The sequence below is a fragment of the Streptomyces marispadix genome (assembly GCF_022524345.1).
GTDB classification, from domain to species: domain Bacteria; phylum Actinomycetota; class Actinomycetes; order Streptomycetales; family Streptomycetaceae; genus Streptomyces; species Streptomyces marispadix.
On the sequence record NZ_JAKWJU010000002.1, the window covers coordinates 5,532,022 to 5,547,907 of the forward strand.

Genomic DNA, 15,886 nt, shown 5'->3' on the forward strand with positions numbered 1-15,886 from the left:
GGTACTCGAACTTCTGGTACCAGACGATCAGTCGGTCAGTGCTGACCGACCGGAGCCGCCTGGGGTTCTGTTCGTCGTAGTCGTTCCCGGCCTCCAGGCGCAGCTGAGCCAGGGTCGAGCAATCCTCGGACGACGCCCTCCCGTTCGCTTTTGCCTTCTGGAGGGAGCCCGTCGGCGACGAACGCCTCGTCAGGAACGAACTCGTACTGCCAGGTGTCTTCGCCGGTCACCGTTCGATTTCTCGCTCGGCGTCGGCCAGGATGCGGCTGATTCGAGTCTGGGCCTCGCGGATCTGCTCTTCCGATGCCGACGGATCAGCGGTGACCTGCTCGGCCGCACGCAAGTCCGCGGCACGCTCCGGCCAGCGCTCGACGGCGATGAACGTCGCCCACTTGATCAGGAACCCCTGCGTCCAGCCGATGGATTCCGTACGGACGGCTTGGTCGAAAGCTTCGCCCAGCTCGCGGTCGTACTGGCTCAGGTTGAGCGGCTTGATGTAGCGCACAGCCTCGCGCAGCGCTTCGCGCGTCAACGCGGGCTGGGGGATCAGCGGAGCCCTGCTCGCCCCTGACTCTGCGGCCTGTGTCGTCATGCTGGAGCGTAGCGGCAACGTGTGACAGTGCCGCGGGTCCCGTCCATCACGCCTGCGTGGGCTGCGGCGACATCCGGGCGCGACCCGGACCGACCGGGTGCATCGCGATCGGCGCTGCGCGCCCCCGTCAGGCTGCCGCGCCCCGTCACGGCGCCCCGTCCCGCGGACACCTGAACTCCTCCTTCGTCCCCCACTTCTTGCGCTCCTTGTCGGCGTCCCACAGCCCGCAGTCCAGCGAGACCTCCGCGCCGTGAGGCGTGTCGTGCAGGATCAGCAGCCGCTTGTCGCGCGGGACCGGATCGCCCTCGCCGAAAGTCAGCCAGCCCGTAGCACCCCGCAGCTTCATGGGCTCGATGATGTTGTCCCGCACCGCGGCCCGGGTCAGCTCCGTTCGGTCGGAGTTCTGAAGAGCCGTGTTGACCGCCTCGGAGAGGACGTACATGGCGTCCCAGGACAGCGCCGTACGGCCGTCGTTGCTCCAGTGGTCCTTGCCGAACTCCTCCAGATAGATGTTGTGGAAGACCTTGGCACCGTTGTTGCGGGGGCGACTCGCGGGCAGGGCGTGCGCGGCGTAGTAGAGGCGAGCTCCGGGGTGCTTCTTGCTCGGCTCCTGCTGGTCCACGACGGAGTTGGTGAGGTCGTTCCCTCCCAGGACGTGCACCTTGTCGCAGTCGGTCAGCTTGTCGAAGTCGTTGAGGAACGCGCCGAACTCGTTTGCCCGCGCCGCCCAGAACACGACGGTGCGCGGCTTCTTCCTGTGCAGCCGCGAGCACACCTGTTCCGCCAAGTCGCGTGACGAGTCGGCCCAGTTGACGTCGTCACTGCCGCCCGTGTCGCGGTTCGCGCTGTCGGTGTCGGGCGTGTACCAGAGGGTGCGGGTGTCGCGCTTGCCGAACTCACGGCGGAACCGGTCGCTGAGATTGCTGCTGTACTCGTCGGACGGGTCCGCGATCACGATGGCCTTCTCGGCGGGTGCGCAGGTCTCGGGCCCCGTCTTCACGATGTTGCCGTGCCGGGCGAAGTCCGCCGAGATGCGCGCCTCGCGCCTGTTGTCGGGGGCGACCTGCCGGTAGTACTTGTGCCCCTGCATCCTCTCGGCGGTAGCCACCGTCCCGAGCATCGGCAGACCCGCGTCGCCGAGGATGTCGCGGGCCTCCATGGTGTCCTGGCGGCTCTGCCCGAGGCCCACCACGCCGAGGATCTCCTCCCGCTTCTCCGGCTTCTGCGACCTCATCTCGTCCACCAACTCACGGGCGACGGCGGGGGCTTTGGAGAAACGGTCGCCGGCGTCGAGCCGTTCCACCTTCAGCCTGACCTTGTTGTCGGCGTCGCGGGCCGCCTCGCCGTTGAGCTCCCGCTGGGCGAGGGCGACGCCCCGCAGTTCGGGAATCGCGCCGCTGTACATGGCCTCGTCTCCGGAGTCGGGCTCGACCGGCACGCCCAGATAGACCACGGTCCGCACGATCGCGCCTTGCTTCTCCGCGCGCTCCGCTGCCCGGTTGTTCTCCTTCAGCAGGTCCAGCGACTCCTTGTACACCTCGTACGGTTCCCAGTCGTTGCGGACGCGGCCGGCCTGCGGCGTCCCGGCCTTGGCCACCGCCGGGCCGATGCACCGGGTGCTGGTGTCGTCGAGCACCTTGTTGACGCCCCAGACGCCTGCGCCGCCCAGCAAGGCCAGGACGAGCACGGTGCTGAGCGCGGCCTCCGCGAGCGGAGCACCGTCCGAGTAGATCCGCTCCGGATAGATCTCCGGATTGCGGCCGAGCCAGCGGGTGGCGGCGGCGTCGTTCGGCTCGCCCTCCACACGGACCCGCACGACCCGGGCACCGCCGCGCCCCGACATCTCCTTCCAGGACCTCAGCGTGATGGCGGCCTCGGTGAAGCTCTCGGCGCGCTCGCCGCCGAAGTCGCCGGAGCGTTCCGTGCAGACGAGCACCACGCTCGTGCTGCCCGTCTCCTCGACGGCGCCGGGGAACTCCGCCAGCAGCCGCTCCCTCCACTCCGGGTACTCGCCGGCCTGCGGGAGCACGATCACGAACCGGCTCTTACGGCGCCGCCCCCAGGGGGAGAGCCTGGGCCGCCGGAACGCCGCCTCCAGATCCTCCAGAAGCGCCCTCAGCAGCAGACCCGTGGTGCGGTCCAGCCGCTCCTCGCGCTCCTGAGCCGTCTCCTGCTCCTCCGCCATGGCGTCCGCCAGGCCCGCGAGCACACCCGCCTCGGGGCCGAGCACCGGTGCGGTGCCCGCGAACCGCGACGCGTCCTGGAAGAAGCCCGTGCCCTTCGGCAGGTCCGTCCACTGCCGGTACCAGCTTCCCTTGTGCGTCATACGGCGTTCCTGTAGCCGTCCGTACAGCCAGCGCGGCAGCACGTTGAACAGCGGCTGGCGCGTCCAGTACCAGAGGAACGCCGGGATGCCCGTGGGTGCCTGGTCGCCGCCGCTGACCTTCTCCAGCGCCTTCAGGAAGTTGGAGTCCTTGCGCCGCTCGGCGAAGCAGCGATCGCGTAACTCCCTTGCCTGCACGGCGTTCTGGCGTTCCGCGAGGTCTGTCTCCACGACGCTGCACATCAGTGTGAAGCGGGGCAGCCGCAGCTTGCCGAAGCCTCCGGGCCGGTTGCGCTCCAGCTCCTGCTCCAGCTTCTGGAAGAGATCGCCGATCCGCTCGCTGCGGGGGCCCGACGGCGCACCCGCGACCTGTGCGTAAGGGACACGGGCACGGCCGCCGACGCGGAGTCGGGCGCACAGCCCGTCGGCGATCAGCTCGGCCTCCCGCGCGTCGTCGGGCTGGCTGAGCATCACCAGCGGAGACGGACCGCGCCTGCCCGGGGGCAGCTTGATGAGCTGCTCGAGCGCGTCGATCAGCGTTTCGATCTTGGGCAGCGGCGGAATCAACGACGCCACGGCACTTCACCCCCCGTGGGCAGGCCGCCGCGAGATGCCGTGGCCCCCGCCCCTCGGCCCTACGAACCGGACTCGGCGGCCGGGGCGGGCGTTCGTTCAGCGCCCCGACGGCCCGGCCTCCGCGCATCTTTCCCTCTCTTGTGGTGGCCACGCAAGAACTTACGGGCGAGAGCGGGGGAGTCGGCCCGTTGTGACCGAAACCGTCCGTGTACGGGCGGAGTTCGTGATCCACTGAGAGGTCCGTAGCGAACCGTCGTGGAAGGGCTGCGAGTTGAGCGTGCCGCTGAAGGGTCCCTCGCGTCGCTCGATGCTCGCCGCGGGGGCGGCGGGCGTACTGACTGCCGCCTGCACCGCCGCCACGGGAGAGGACGGTCAGCCGTCCGGCGGGGGAGCGCACGTCGAGGACATCACCGGTCCGCTGCGGCGGCTGGAGAATGAACACTCCGCCCGCGTAGGGGTGTTCGCGCACGACACGCACAGCGGCAGGACGGTGCGGCACCGCTCGGACGAACGTTTCCCCCTGTGCTCCACCTGGAAGCCGCTCGCCGCGGCGGCGCTGCTGAGAGGCGGAGAACGCGAGGGGGACGCCGACGGCGGTGGCGACGTACTCGCCGAGCGGGTGCGCTACTCGAAGTCCGACCTCGTGGAGCACTCGCCGGTCACCGGTAACCGGAAACACCTCGACCAGGGCATGACTCTCGGACAACTCTGCGACGCCGCCGTCAGGTTCAGCGACAACACCGCCGCGAATCTGCTGCTGCGCGAACTCGGCGGCCCCGCCGCGATCACCCGCTTCTGCCGCTCCCTCGGCGACGAGGTCACACGCCTCGACCGGACGGAGACCGAGCTGAACTCGGCGGAGCCATGGCGGAAGACGGACACCACCTCGCCGCGGGCCGTCGCACGGACATATATGCGTCTGACGCTCGGCGACGCCCTCGACCGGTCCGGGCGGCGGCAGTTGACTGCCTGGCTGCGCGGCAACACCACCGGCGACCGCAGCTTGCGAGCGGGGCTTCCCGAGGAGTGGACCGTCGCGGAGAAGACCGGCTCCGGCGCATACGGCACCAACAACGACGTAGGCATCGCCTGGACCGCACGCGAACGCAAGCCGGTGGTACTGGCGGTCCTCACCACCAAGAAGTCCGCGGACGCCGAGCCTGACTATCCGCTGCTGGCGAAGACGGCACGGCTCGTCGCCCGGGCACTCGCCTGACGCACACACCCATGGGCGGGCAGGCCGGTGGAGAGGGCGGACCCGTTCAGCGCCGAGGCCTGAACTCCTCGTGCAGGCCCTGCACTTCGGCGTAGCCCGGCACGGGCACGGGCACCGGCGAGGACGACGGCAAGGACGGCGACCAGGACGGCGACCAGGACGACGGCAAGGACGGCGACCAGGACGGCGGCAAGGGCGAGGCCGCCGCTGGCAGCTCGTCCGGCTCCGCGATCGAGCAGGCCAGATCGACCGCGTTACGCAGCGCGGTACGGAAGAGCAGCGACCCGAGGCTGACGCGGGCGACGCCGGCACCGGCGAGTTCCCCGTACGAACAATGCGCCGGTGAGAACAGGACGTTCAGTGGTGCAGGTGCCAACTCGCCTGCCAGCGCGGCGATTTCGCCGTGCTCCACCATCCCCGGCACGAAGAGGCAGTCGGCGCCCGCCGCGGCATACGCGCTGCATCGGTGCAGCGCCCCGGTGAGCGTCGCGTCCACGCCCAGCCAGTGCGTGTCGGTACGGGCGTTGACGAAGAGGCCCGGCGCTGCCTCCTTCAGCGCGGTGATCTTCGCCGTCTGGCGGGCGGGATCGGCGAGAGTGCCGTCTGGCCTTCCGTCCTCGATGTTCACACCCGCGACACCCGCCCGCTCCAACTCCACGCCCAGCGCGGCGACTTCGCCCGGGTCGTCACTGAAGCCGCCCCCGATGTCGACGCTCACCGGCACCGGCAGGCGTGCCAGGCCCCGAGCCAAGGCGAGCGTCTCGTCGCGTGCGGCGCCCGCACCGTCGGGCAGCCCCGCCGCTGCCGCGACACCAAGGCTCGTCGTACCGATCGCGGGAAAGCCGCGCCGGTGCAGGGCGGCGGCCGAGGCGTGGTCCCAGGCGTTGGGCAGCAGCAGCGGACGCTCGCCGTGATGCAGCGCCCTGAACGCCTCGGCCCTGCTGTCCTGCGTGCCGCCCTGCCTGTTGTCGGGCCTGCCGCCTGCTCTGCCGCCGTGGCTGTCGTCCCCGACGGGTCCGCGGTGCGCCCGGCCGTCCTCGTCCGCGCTCATCGCGGTGCCTCCGTCCGCATGCCCAGCAGCTCCGCCAGCGCGTCGCGGCCCCGGTCCGTGACCCTCAACGCCCTTGCGCTGCCGATGCGTTCGCACCACCGCTCCCGTAGCGCATACGTACACAGAGCGGCACCCGCACGGCCCGCCAGGTGCGGGCGGCGTTCCGTCCAGTCCACGCAGGAGCGTGCCATCGGGCGGCGGCTGCCGGGCCGCGGCGCCAGGTCGATGCCCAGGGCCCCGAACCACTCCAGCCCCTCGTCGGTCACGGAGAAGCCCGTCGACTGCTGGAGCAGCCCCCGTTCCAGCAGTGCGTCAGTGACGCCGACGCCCAGGGAGCCCGCCAGATGGTCGTAGCAGGTACGGGCCCTGGCCATCGCTGCGCTCGCCGAGGCGGCACGCAGGCCACGCGGCGCGGGCGGCGGCCCGGCGTGCGCGGCCAGATCCTCGATGAGCTGGGAGACCTGGGGCCCGGAGATGTGCACATAGCGGTGCCGCCCCTGCCGTACCTCCGTCAGCAGCCCGCCCGCGACGAGCTTGTCCAGATGGCCGCTCACCGTCGCCGCCGTCACCCGCGCCGTCCGCGCCAGCTCGCCCGCCGTCCAGGCCCTTCCGTCCTGGAGCGCCAGACAGATCGAGGCACGCGTGGGGTCCGCGAGCAGCCCGGCCAGCTCCGCCAGCCGCTGCCCGCTGCGCTCGGGCCCCGCGCCCCGCTCGCGCCCATGCGCTCGTCTTGAGGCCGCTCGTCCGGAGGGTGCTCGTGCTGTGCGTCCTGCTCGCTCCATACGGCCATGGTGCGCCCCCGACACTTCGGTGGGCGCCTAACTGATCGTTCCGGAACGAGGTCCGAGCCGCTCCGGAGAGTCCCGCCACGGGTCCGGAACAAGATCCGTCGATCACCGTCCGGTGATCGCTCCACCGCCCGCCCTGCGGCGGGACCCCGGATGCGGCGCCGGGCCGCGCCTACTCGTCGTCCGTCAGTTCCCGAGCACCGCCGCGGCACCGAGCCCGGGGAGACAGAGCCCGTTGTCGGTCATGGTGAGACACCTCGATGCCGTCGTCACGGCATGCATGGGCCTGCTCCTGTCAGGTGCCGGTGAACACGGGTGGGCGGCGTTCGATCATCGCGTCGATGCCTTCGCGGGCATCGGCGGTGGCGAACAGGCCGGGACCCACGTCGCCGCGCAGGCTTGCGGCCGACTCGGCGACCGGCCGTGCGAGGGCGGGGCGGGCGTCGGCCAGCGTGGCCTGGACGGCGAGTGGCGCCTGCTCGGCGATCCGGCGGGCGATGGCCATCGCACACTCGAACTGCTCGCCGCGCGGGACGACTTCCTGCACGATGCCGAAGCGCAGCGCGTCCGCGGCATCGAACAGATCGCCGGTCAGGAGATAACGCATCGCGTTGCCCCAGCCCGCTCTGCGCGGCAGCCGTATGGTCGCCCCGCCGAGGGCGACGATTCCGCGCGTGACCTCCTGCTGCCCGAAGACGGTGTCGTCGGCGGCTACGCAGATGTCCGCGCTGAGGACGAGTTCGAGGCCTGCCGTGAAGCAGCGACCGTGGACGGCGGCGACCACGGGCTTCGTCGCGGGCTCGCCGTACATGCCCCAGGGGTCGCGGCCGTCCTCCGGGAGGATGCCGTCTCCGCCCGTGGCCAGTCGCGGGGCGAGCGAGGCGAGGTCGAGGCCGCCGGTGAAGTCGTCGCCCAGGCTGTGCAGCACCGCGACTCTCGACGAGGGGTCGTCCGACAACTGCGCGTAGGCATGGGAGAGTCCGGCGATGACGTCGGCGTCGATCGCGTTCGCCTTCTCCGGCCGGTTGACGGCGATCGTCAGCACGGGGCCGTCCTGCTCGACGACGATCTTGGAGCTCATGCGGTCGCCGCCGGGGTGAGGATCGTTTCTGTGGAAGACATGCCGTCAACGTAGGGAGGGCGCAGGCAGCAAATGCGACACCGCCCGTAGTGTCTGCGACATGAATGTCGGAGTGATAGCGCTGCCCGGCTGCTGGGACTCCGGTCTGACGAGCGTCCTGGACGTACTGCGGGCCGCGAACTCCGCCCGTGAGCAGGTGGATCGGGACATCCCCGCGATCCGGGCCCAGACCGTCGCGGCTGACCGTGCCCCTGTCCCGACGGCGGGCCGCCTCCTCGTGCCCGTCGACCTCGAAATGGACGACGACGCGACTGCGGGCCTGGACACGCTGGTGATCCCGGCCCTGGCCGCCAAGAGCCCCGCCGGCATCGTGGACGCCCTTATGCGCGACGAGGTCCGGGCACTGCGCGCGATGCTGCGCGAATGGTCGCTCGCCGGGCGGGAGTTGGCCGCAGCGTGCACAGGCACGTTCGTACTGGCCGAGTCAGGTCTTCTCGACAACCGCCGTGCCACGACGAGCTGGTGGCTCAGCGCGACTTTCCGGAATCGCTATCCGAAGACGGAACTCGACACGTCCCGCATGGTGGTCCACGACGGGAAGATCGTCACCGCCGGTGCGGCCTTCGCCCACATCGACCTGGCCATGAGCCTCGTATCCAGGGTCAGCCCACAGCTCGCGGACGCCACCGCGGCCGCGCTGCTCGTCGACGAACGGCCCGCGCGCAGCATCGAGTCCGCACTGGGCTACCTCGCAGACGCCGATCGGCTCGTGACCGACTTCGAGACCTGGGTCCGGTCGAATCTGGAACGCGACGTCGCCGTCACCGACGCCGCCCTCGCCATCGGGACCACACGTCGTACGCTCGAACGCCGCGTCCGGCAGCGGCTGAACACCACTCCCTATGCGCTCATCCAGAGGCTCCGCGTCGAGCGGGCCGACCACCTGCGGCGCACGACCGGACTGAGCCTGGAGCGGATCGCCGCCATGGTCGGCTACCGCAACGCGTCGACGCTGCGCGCACTACTGAAGACGGCTTCCCGTGGAGCGGGAGCGCACGAAGGCGACTGAGACCACGCAGGGCACGCCGGCCGGCACCCGCGGCCATTCGGCTTCGGCTTCAGCCCTCGGGCTCGTCGCTCCCTGCGGCGCCCGTCACCAGGATCAGCGGGATGCCGCCGCACGGCCACAGGCTCATGCCGTCGTGCTCCGAGGGCTCACGGGCCGTCTCCGTACAGCCGTCGCGCTCGTCCCCGTTCTCACCCGGCGTGATCGCCGACGCGAAGTCCGGTCCCTTCAGCAGGGAACCCGCCAGACGGCGCGCATACGTCGAAACCGCCACGCGACCACGGGAGTTGACGAGGCAGGCGGGCCCCGGGAGGCGTTGCAGCACCGGCATGACGGCGGCCTCGAAGTCCGGCAGATACACATCGGCCGCCGCGACACCCGTGAAGCGCCCGCCGACGATCACCGGCACCGACAGCGTCAGGCTGTACTCGTCGGAGCAGAGATAGTCCACATACGGTCCCGCGACCGCGCGCCGCCCGGTGTCCCGGGCCAGCGAGTACCACTCCCAGTGGGTGTAGTCCGAGTACGCGGAGTGCTCCGGGTCCAGGTCCAGCAGCAGCGGCCGTATGTCGCCGCCCGGTCCCCGCTGCCACCACTCCAGCCATGCGTCCGCGTCGGCGAGCAGCCCCGGCGCCGCCACGAAACCCGCGCCCGACATCAAGTCGAGCCGCGCCAGCCGCTCTTGGAGTCCGGGCCGCAGGGCGGCCAGGTCGTCGGTGGCGGGCCGTCCGCCCTCGTCGGCGACGTCGGCGAGGAGCCGTGCGACCTCGGTACGTGTCTCGGCCACGGCGTCGAAGACGCACTCCAGGGCGTCACGGACACCTGCCGCGGCCTCCGCCTCCGGTGGGCACGTGCCGCGCGAACCGTCCGCCGGGCCGGGGACCTGCGACGACTCGTCGCCGGACGGCTCCCTGTCCGGCCCGCCCCCGGACGCCGAGTGCCCGGACGCCGTGTCCGTGGGCGTCGACTCCGGGTGCGCCGCATCCGTGGACGCCGCGTTGTCAAGGACGTGTGCTCCGCCTCCTGCGGGACGAGGACTGCTGCCCACGGGTGCCCTCCTTGGTGTGCGGACCGCCGGCGTCGCCGGGGGTGCCGAGGCGGAGTTCGACCAGGCGTCCCATGGAGACCTGAACGCACTGCTCGGCAAGGGCTCTTGCTTGCTCCGCCGCACCATCGTGCACCGCACAGATCACGGCGCGGTGACGATCGCAGACGTCTTTGAGGTGCCTTTCGTCGCCGAGTACGAGACATATGAGCGCGCCCACTTCGGCGTGTATGCCCACCAGTTCACGTGTCAGCCGTGCCGACTGCGCCGCCGCGGCAAGCTCGACATGGAAGCGGCCGTGCAGCCGACTGCGCGCCGGAGCGTCGGCGGCGTCCGTCAACTCCTCCACCGAGCGGTGCAGTTGATGCAGGTCGTCGGGTTCGGTCCGCTGCGCGGCGAGCCGGGCCGCCGCGCCGGAGACCGCCGTCCAGTGGTCGCCCAGGTCCCGTAGCGCCTCGGTGCTCCAGCCGCCCAGATGGCTCAACAGCCTGTCTTCGACGGGCCCTTCGGGCACCGTGACGAAGCTGCCCCCGCCGCGCCCCCTGCGGGTGGTGACGAGACCGCGCTGCCGCAGTGCCATCAGCGCCTCCCGCAACGTGACGGTCGAGACACCGAGTTGGGCCGCGAGTTCGGGCTCGCCCGGCAACTGCTCGCCGTCGGCGAGCAGTCCGAGTTCGATGGCGTCGCCGAGCCGCCGCACCACGGCCTCGACGCGGGCCTGTGCGCCGATCGGCGTGAAGACGGTTCTTCGGGCGCCGTCCTGATCTCTCCTCACGGCCACCACCTTGTCAGTTGGCTGAGGCTTTACCCGAAGAGGGCGTCGGGCGCTCTTGAAGCTTGAACTATGACTTCATATATTTACTGCCGCCCAACGTCCACAGCGGCAGGAAGGTTCCCGTACATGGAGGAACTGGAGGGGAACGCCGTCCGACTGCGGAACCTGCGCAAGGTGTTCGGCAGGACCGAGGCCGTCGCGGACGTCGAACTGGGCATATCCGACGGCGAGTTCTTCTCCATGCTGGGCCCGTCGGGCTCGGGCAAGACCACGGTCCTGCGTATGATCGCGGGCTTCGAGACACCCACGAGCGGCACCGTCGAACTCGGCGGCAAGGACGTCACGAACCTCGCGCCCTTCGAGCGCGACGTGCACACCGTCTTCCAGGACTACGCCCTCTTCCCGCATATGACGGTCGAGCAGAACGTCGCCTACGGCCTGAAGATACGCAAGGTGCCCAAGGCCGAACGGCTGCGCAGGGCAGCGGAGGCGCTGGAGAACGTCCGCCTCGAAGGCTTCGGCAAGCGCCGCCCCTCCCAGCTCTCCGGAGGCCAGCGCCAGCGGGTCGCCCTGGCGCGAGCGCTCGTCAGCCACCCCCGTGTGCTGCTGCTGGACGAGCCGCTGGGCGCCCTCGATCTCAAGTTGCGCGAGCAGATGCAGATCGAACTCAAGGAACTCCAGCGGGAGGTGGGCATCACCTTCGTCTTCGTCACCCACGACCAGGACGAGGCCCTCACCCTCAGCGACCGCATGGCGGTCTTCAGGGACGGCCGCATCCAGCAGACCGGCACGCCCGCCGAGATCTACGAGCGGCCCGCGAGCCCGTTCGTCGCGGGCTTCGTCGGCACCTCCAACCTGCTCACCGGGGAGACCGCCGAGCAAGTCGTCGGCAAGCGGGGCACGTTCAGCGTCCGCCCGGAGAAGATCCGGGTGCTCAAGGAGACGGCGGACGGGTCCGGCGACCCCGAACCGGATCACACCGCCGCCACAGGCACCGTCGCCGAGGTCGTCTATCTGGGAGACGCCACACGCTTCCTCGTTGACCTCGACGCCGGGGGACGGCTCACCGCCGTCCAGCAGAACCTGGAGACCTCCTCCGAGGAAGTCGCCGCGTTCCGCGGCACGCGGGTCAGGCTCCAGTGGCACAACCGGCACAACTTCCCCGTAGCCGAGGCGCGTTGAGCGCTCACGACCCCTGACCCCCGAACTGGAACCGACCGACCCCAGTCCGCCTCGACTCACGCAGCCGCACTCACGACTCGCCGCCCCTCCGACAGTGGAGATCTCCGTGCGCATGTCCCGAACCCTCAAGGTCCTCGCCGCGTCGGGCGCCGTGCTGCTGGCCGCAGCCTGCGGCTCCTCCGGCTCCTCGTCCTCGTCGCCCGGCGCCGTCGACCCGCCCGACCTCAAGCCGCAGCAGAAGCTCGGCAAGACCGAGAACGCCGTCAACCTCATCGCCTGGGCCGGATACGCCGAGGACGGCAGCAACGACCCGAAGGTCGACTGGGTCACGCCGTTCGAGAAGAAGACCGGCTGCAAGGTCAACACCAAGACCGCCGCCTCCTCCGACGAGATGGTCAGCCTCATGAAGACGGGGCAGTACGACGCGGTCTCGGCCTCCGGCGACGCCTCGCTGCGCCTGATCGCCTCCGGCGACGCCGAACCCGTCAACACCAAGCTCGTCCCCAACTACAAGGACGTCTTCAAGGGGTTGAAGAACCAGGACTGGAACTCGGTCGACGGCAAGCCCTACGGCATACCGCACGGCCGTGGCGCCAACCTCCTCATGTACAACACCGAGAAGGTCAAGCCCGCCCCCGACTCCTGGTCCGCGGTCTTCGACGACGCGGAGAAGCACAAGGGCAAGGTCACCGCGTACGACTCGCCCATCTACATCGCGGACGCCGCGCTCTATCTGATGAAGCACAAGCCGTCGCTGGGCATCAAGAACCCCTACGCCCTCGACCAGAAGCAGTTCGACGCCTCCGTGGACCTGCTGAAGAAGCAGAACGCCAGCATCGGCGAGTACTGGAGCGACTACCTCAAGGAGATCTCCGCCTTCAAGAGCGGCGACTCCGTCGTCGGCACCTCCTGGCAGGTCATCCTCAACACCGCGCAGGACGAGGGCGCCAAGGTCAAGGCCGTACTGCCCAAGGAGGGTTCGACGGGCTGGTCGGACACCTGGATGGTCTCCTCGAAGGCCAAGCACCCCGACTGCGCCTACAAATGGCTGAACCACATCGTCTCGCCCGAAGCCAACGCCCAGGTCGCCGAGTACTTCGGCGAGGCACCGGCCAATGCGAAGGCGTGCGAGCTGACGGCCGACAAGAACCACTGCCGCACCTACCACGCGAACGACGAGCCCTACTGGAAGAAGGTCCACTACTGGACCACGCCGACCCAGCAGTGCCTCGACGGCCGCAAGGACGCCGAGTGCGTCCCGTACGCCAAGTGGGTCCAGGCATGGACCGAGATCAAGAGCTAGAACGGACGGGACACCGATGAGCGACACCGAGCGGGCCGCCGGGCACAGCGCCCGGCGGCCGGCCGGGACCCTGGCGGGTCGTCTCCACCGCCGCCCCCGGCTGCAACTGTCCCTGCTGCTCTCCGCGCCGCTGACCTGGCTGATCCTGGCCTATCTCGGCTCGCTCACCGCACTGTTCATGTCCGCGTTCTGGACCACGGACACCTTCACCTCGAACGTCGTGAAGGTCTGGTCGCTGGACAACTTCACCACCATCCTCACCGGCGGCGTCTATCAGCAGGTCGCGCTGCGCAGCGTCGGCGTAGCACTCGCCGTCACCGCGCTCTGCGTGGTGATCGCCTTTCCCGTCGCCTTCTACACCGCGCGCATCGCACCGCGGCGCTGGCGGCCCCTGCTCGTGGTCGCCATCCTCACGCCGTTGTGGGCGAGTTACCTGGTCAAGGCCTACGCGTGGCGGCTCATCCTCGCCGAGGGCGGCCTGCTGGAGTGGCTGCTGTCGCCGTTCGGCCTCGACGGCCCCGGCTACGGGCTGACCGCCACCGTGCTCGTACTGACGTATCTGTGGCTGCCGTACATGATCCTGCCGATCCACACCGGGCTGGAGCAGATACCCGACAGCCTCCTCGACGCCTCCTCCGACCTGGGCGCACGCACGGGGCGCACCTTCCGCTCGGTGGTGCTGCCGATGCTGCTGCCGTCCGTCGCGGCGGGCTCCGTCTTCACCTTCTCCCTCAGCCTCGGCGACTACATCGCCGTGCAGATCGTGGGCGGCAAGACGCAGCTCATCGGCAACCTCATCTACTCCAACATCACCCTGGACCTGCCGCTTGCGGCGGCGCTCGGCACCGTTCCCGTGGCGGTCATCGTGCTCTACCTGTTCGCGGTACGCCGCACCGGCGCCCTCAGCAGCCTCTGACGGGGCGGACGGACGAGACGGCCGACGGCTCGGACAAGGCACCGAGAAGCGAGCAATGAGAAGCGAGCCATGAGAAGCCAGCCATGAGAAACGGAGAAGGCATACGACGATGAGACTCTCCCGGCCCGCACGCATCGCGCTGCGCATCGCCGCCCTGCTCGGCTTCGCGGCGATCTACGTCCCCCTCCTGCTGGTCCTCGTCAACTCCCTCAACCCGGACCGCAGTTCGAGCTGGCCGCCGCCGGGCATCACCTTTCACTGGTGGGCGGACGCCTGGGGCAGCGCGGGCGCCCGGCACGCACTGGTGACCTCCCTCAAGGCAGGCGTGGGCGCGACGGCTGCCGCGCTGGTGCTGGGCACGCTGATCGCCTTCGCCATCCAGCGCTTCCGGTTCTTCGGCCGTGAGGCGCTGTCGTTCGTCGTCGTACTGCCGATCGCGCTGCCCGGCATCGTCACCGGCGTCGCCCTCAACACCGCCTTCCGTACTGTGCTCGAACCCCTCGGCGTCGGGCTCGGCCTCTTCACGGTCGTCGTCGGCCACGCCACGTTCTGCGTCGTCGTCGTGTACAACAACGTGATCGCGCGGCTGCGGCGGATGCCCGGCAGCTATGAGGAGGCCGCCGCAGACCTGGGCGCGGACACCTTCCGCGCCTTCGCCGACATCACCTTCCCGCTGGTGCGCTCCGCGCTGGTGGCGGGCGGCCTGCTGGCGTTCGCGCTCTCCTTCGACGAGATCATCGTGACGACGTTCACCGCCGGTCCCAGCACCCAGACCCTGCCCATCTGGATCTTCTCCAACATGGCCCGCCCTCAGCAGGCCCCGGTGGTCAACGTCGTAGCGGCCGTGCTCGTGCTGCTCTCCGTGATCCCGATCTACATCGCGCAGCGGATGTCGTCCGACACGGCGTCGGGGAGCAGGATCTGAGCGATTCACCACGACCGGCAGACTCGCGGCGAAGGGCAGTCGAGCAGTCGACGCCCGTCGGCTCTCACACCACGGGTGCCGTGCTGCGCGCGGGCTGTCCCAGCGGGTCGAGCTGCTCCGGCATCGTCAGATTCACCATCCGCCGCCAGCCGCCGAAGCGTTCGTAGGCGAACATCGTGTGGATGCCCGCGGCGATGGGCACGGTCTTGACCGCGGGCCAGTCCAGCAGCCGCCCCATGTGGGACATCACCGAGAGGGAGACCTCGCGGTGGATGACGTTCTCGGCCATCGCGGTACGGCGCAGTGCCCGCCGGATCGCCGCCTCGTGACCGCGTGCGACGAGCCGCAGCAACTCCTCGTGGCAGTAGGCGAGATGGGCGTCCTCGTCGTTGCTGATCATCCTCACGGCGCGGGCGGTCTCGCTGTCGTCGTCGCAACTGGCGAGGAGCATCGCCATCTGGTCCGAGGCACGCTGCTCGGTGACACGGCTGTGCGTCAGATAGACGATGACGTCGTGCTCGGTGAGCGGCTCGTCACGGCGCAGCTTCTCGTGGGCCAGACCGATGCCGCGCCGCTCCAGCAGCATCGTGTAGTCGGTCTCCAGCGGCACGGGCACGGGCTCCAGCCCCCGCTTCTTCAGCAGCGCGTTGAAGATCCGGCCGTGCTTGTCCTCGTCCGCGCCGTGTCTGGTGATCTTCGGCGCCAGGTCCTTCATGCTCTCCGGCAACAGGGCGGCGATCCGTGCGTTCTCCCAGCCGCCCTGGGCCTCTCCGCTGGCCGCGATCGAGCAGAAGAGCTGGAAGGAGCGGTCGTTCTCCAGAATCTCCCGGAACAGATTTCGGGACGAGAGCATCAGTGCCACCTCCGTACGGCGTCCGCACAACCGAGTCAAAGGGGGCGCCGGAAGACCGGCAACAGCAGGGCGGTTTCCCTGTGCCAAACGAAGGACGGGGGACGGCGGGTGGGCCCGGCCTCTCCGGATGCCGTACGCGGCCTCGGGACTACGTGACCTCGGGGGCCACGCGGCCTCGGCGCCATGCGGCTGCG

At 70.0% G+C, this 15,886-nt stretch carries 14 protein-coding genes; 6 read left to right on the forward strand and 8 right to left on the reverse strand.

What is annotated here, in order from left to right:
- Nucleotides 1-226: 226 nt before the first annotated feature.
- Nucleotides 227-592: a PALP domain-containing protein gene (locus MMA15_RS23050; protein ID WP_241062002.1), complete on the reverse strand. Its 366-nt coding sequence runs from the start codon at nucleotides 590-592 to the stop codon at nucleotides 227-229.
- 145 nt (nucleotides 593-737) lie between these two features.
- Nucleotides 738-3,491: an ABC transporter substrate-binding protein gene (locus MMA15_RS23055; RefSeq protein WP_241062003.1), complete on the reverse strand. Its 2,754-nt coding sequence runs from the start codon at nucleotides 3,489-3,491 to the stop codon at nucleotides 738-740.
- 277 nt (nucleotides 3,492-3,768) lie between these two features.
- Between MMA15_RS23055 and bla the strand changes: the two genes are divergently transcribed.
- The gene (gene bla / locus MMA15_RS23060) at nucleotides 3,769-4,707 is read left to right on the forward strand and encodes a class A beta-lactamase (protein WP_308290626.1); all 939 of its coding nucleotides are present in this window, start codon (nucleotides 3,769-3,771) and stop codon (nucleotides 4,705-4,707) included.
- A gap of 46 nt (nucleotides 4,708-4,753) precedes the next feature.
- On the opposite strand, the gene MMA15_RS23065 is transcribed toward bla, so the two are convergent.
- From MMA15_RS23065 to MMA15_RS23075, 3 genes are all read right to left on the reverse strand, one after another.
- Entirely contained in the window at nucleotides 4,754-5,758 is a 1,005-nt protein-coding gene (locus tag MMA15_RS23065; RefSeq protein ID WP_241062005.1) for an isocitrate lyase/PEP mutase family protein, read from the reverse strand.
- On the reverse strand, nucleotides 5,755-6,540 hold the full coding sequence (locus MMA15_RS23070) for an ArsR/SmtB family transcription factor (protein ID WP_241062006.1): 786 nt from the start codon (nucleotides 6,538-6,540) through the stop codon (nucleotides 5,755-5,757). Before MMA15_RS23070 ends, MMA15_RS23065 begins: the two co-directional genes overlap by 4 nt.
- Nucleotides 6,541-6,841: 301 nt before the next feature.
- Nucleotides 6,842-7,627, reverse strand: a complete 786-nt coding sequence (locus MMA15_RS23075; protein WP_241062007.1) for a crotonase/enoyl-CoA hydratase family protein — start codon at nucleotides 7,625-7,627, stop codon at nucleotides 6,842-6,844.
- Nucleotides 7,628-7,727: 100 nt separating this feature from the next.
- On the opposite strand from MMA15_RS23075, the gene MMA15_RS23080 reads away from it, so the two are divergent.
- Nucleotides 7,728-8,696 (forward strand): GlxA family transcriptional regulator, encoded by a 969-nt coding sequence (locus MMA15_RS23080; protein WP_241062008.1) that lies wholly within the window; start codon nucleotides 7,728-7,730, stop codon nucleotides 8,694-8,696.
- Nucleotides 8,697-8,745: 49 nt separating this feature from the next.
- Here the strand turns inward: MMA15_RS23080 and MMA15_RS23085 are convergent, their stop codons facing one another.
- Together MMA15_RS23085 and MMA15_RS23090 are read right to left on the reverse strand one after the other, a co-directional pair.
- A complete protein-coding gene (locus MMA15_RS23085; protein WP_241063393.1) occupies nucleotides 8,746-9,501 on the reverse strand; it encodes a cache domain-containing protein in 756 nt (251 codons plus the stop codon).
- Between the two features lie 193 nt (nucleotides 9,502-9,694).
- Nucleotides 9,695-10,513: a FadR/GntR family transcriptional regulator gene (locus MMA15_RS23090; protein WP_241062009.1), complete on the reverse strand. Its 819-nt coding sequence runs from the start codon at nucleotides 10,511-10,513 to the stop codon at nucleotides 9,695-9,697.
- Nucleotides 10,514-10,648: 135 nt separating this feature from the next.
- Here MMA15_RS23090 and MMA15_RS23095 point away from each other — a divergent pair, with 135 nt between their 5' ends.
- From MMA15_RS23095 to MMA15_RS23110, 4 genes are all read left to right on the forward strand, one after another.
- A complete protein-coding gene (locus MMA15_RS23095; RefSeq protein ID WP_241063395.1) occupies nucleotides 10,649-11,695 on the forward strand; it encodes an ABC transporter ATP-binding protein in 1,047 nt (348 codons plus the stop codon).
- A gap of 112 nt (nucleotides 11,696-11,807) precedes the next feature.
- Nucleotides 11,808-12,998, forward strand: a complete 1,191-nt coding sequence (locus MMA15_RS23100; RefSeq protein WP_241063397.1) for an ABC transporter substrate-binding protein — start codon at nucleotides 11,808-11,810, stop codon at nucleotides 12,996-12,998.
- 16 nt (nucleotides 12,999-13,014) lie between these two features.
- Nucleotides 13,015-13,914 carry an ABC transporter permease gene (locus tag MMA15_RS23105; RefSeq protein WP_241062010.1) on the forward strand — a complete coding sequence of 300 codons (900 nt, stop codon included), beginning with the start codon at nucleotides 13,015-13,017 and terminating at the stop codon, nucleotides 13,912-13,914.
- Nucleotides 13,915-14,023: 109 nt separating this feature from the next.
- On the forward strand, nucleotides 14,024-14,839 hold the full coding sequence (locus tag MMA15_RS23110; protein WP_241062011.1) for an ABC transporter permease: 816 nt from the start codon (nucleotides 14,024-14,026) through the stop codon (nucleotides 14,837-14,839).
- A 64-nt stretch (nucleotides 14,840-14,903) separates the two neighbouring features.
- On the opposite strand, the gene MMA15_RS23115 is transcribed toward MMA15_RS23110, so the two are convergent.
- Nucleotides 14,904-15,692 (reverse strand): ferritin-like domain-containing protein, encoded by a 789-nt coding sequence (locus MMA15_RS23115; RefSeq protein WP_241062012.1) that lies wholly within the window; start codon nucleotides 15,690-15,692, stop codon nucleotides 14,904-14,906.
- Nucleotides 15,693-15,886 lie beyond the last annotated feature (194 nt).

Coding starts and splice junctions, on each gene's coding strand:
- MMA15_RS23050 (WP_241062002.1), bottom strand. CDS start 592: ATGACGACACAGGCCGCAGAGTCAGGGGCGAGCAGGGCTCCGCTGATC.
- MMA15_RS23065 (WP_241062005.1), bottom strand. CDS start 5,758: ATGAGCGCGGACGAGGACGGCCGGGCGCACCGCGGACCCGTCGGGGAC.
- MMA15_RS23070 (WP_241062006.1), bottom strand. CDS start 6,540: ATGGAGCGAGCAGGACGCACAGCACGAGCACCCTCCGGACGAGCGGCC.
- MMA15_RS23075 (WP_241062007.1), bottom strand. CDS start 7,627: ATGAGCTCCAAGATCGTCGTCGAGCAGGACGGCCCCGTGCTGACGATC.
- MMA15_RS23080 (WP_241062008.1), top strand. CDS start 7,728: ATGAATGTCGGAGTGATAGCGCTGCCCGGCTGCTGGGACTCCGGTCTG.
- MMA15_RS23100 (WP_241063397.1), top strand. CDS start 11,808: ATGTCCCGAACCCTCAAGGTCCTCGCCGCGTCGGGCGCCGTGCTGCTG.
- MMA15_RS23105 (WP_241062010.1), top strand. CDS start 13,015: ATGAGCGACACCGAGCGGGCCGCCGGGCACAGCGCCCGGCGGCCGGCC.
- MMA15_RS23110 (WP_241062011.1), top strand. CDS start 14,024: ATGAGACTCTCCCGGCCCGCACGCATCGCGCTGCGCATCGCCGCCCTG.
- MMA15_RS23115 (WP_241062012.1), bottom strand. CDS start 15,692: ATGCTCTCGTCCCGAAATCTGTTCCGGGAGATTCTGGAGAACGACCGC.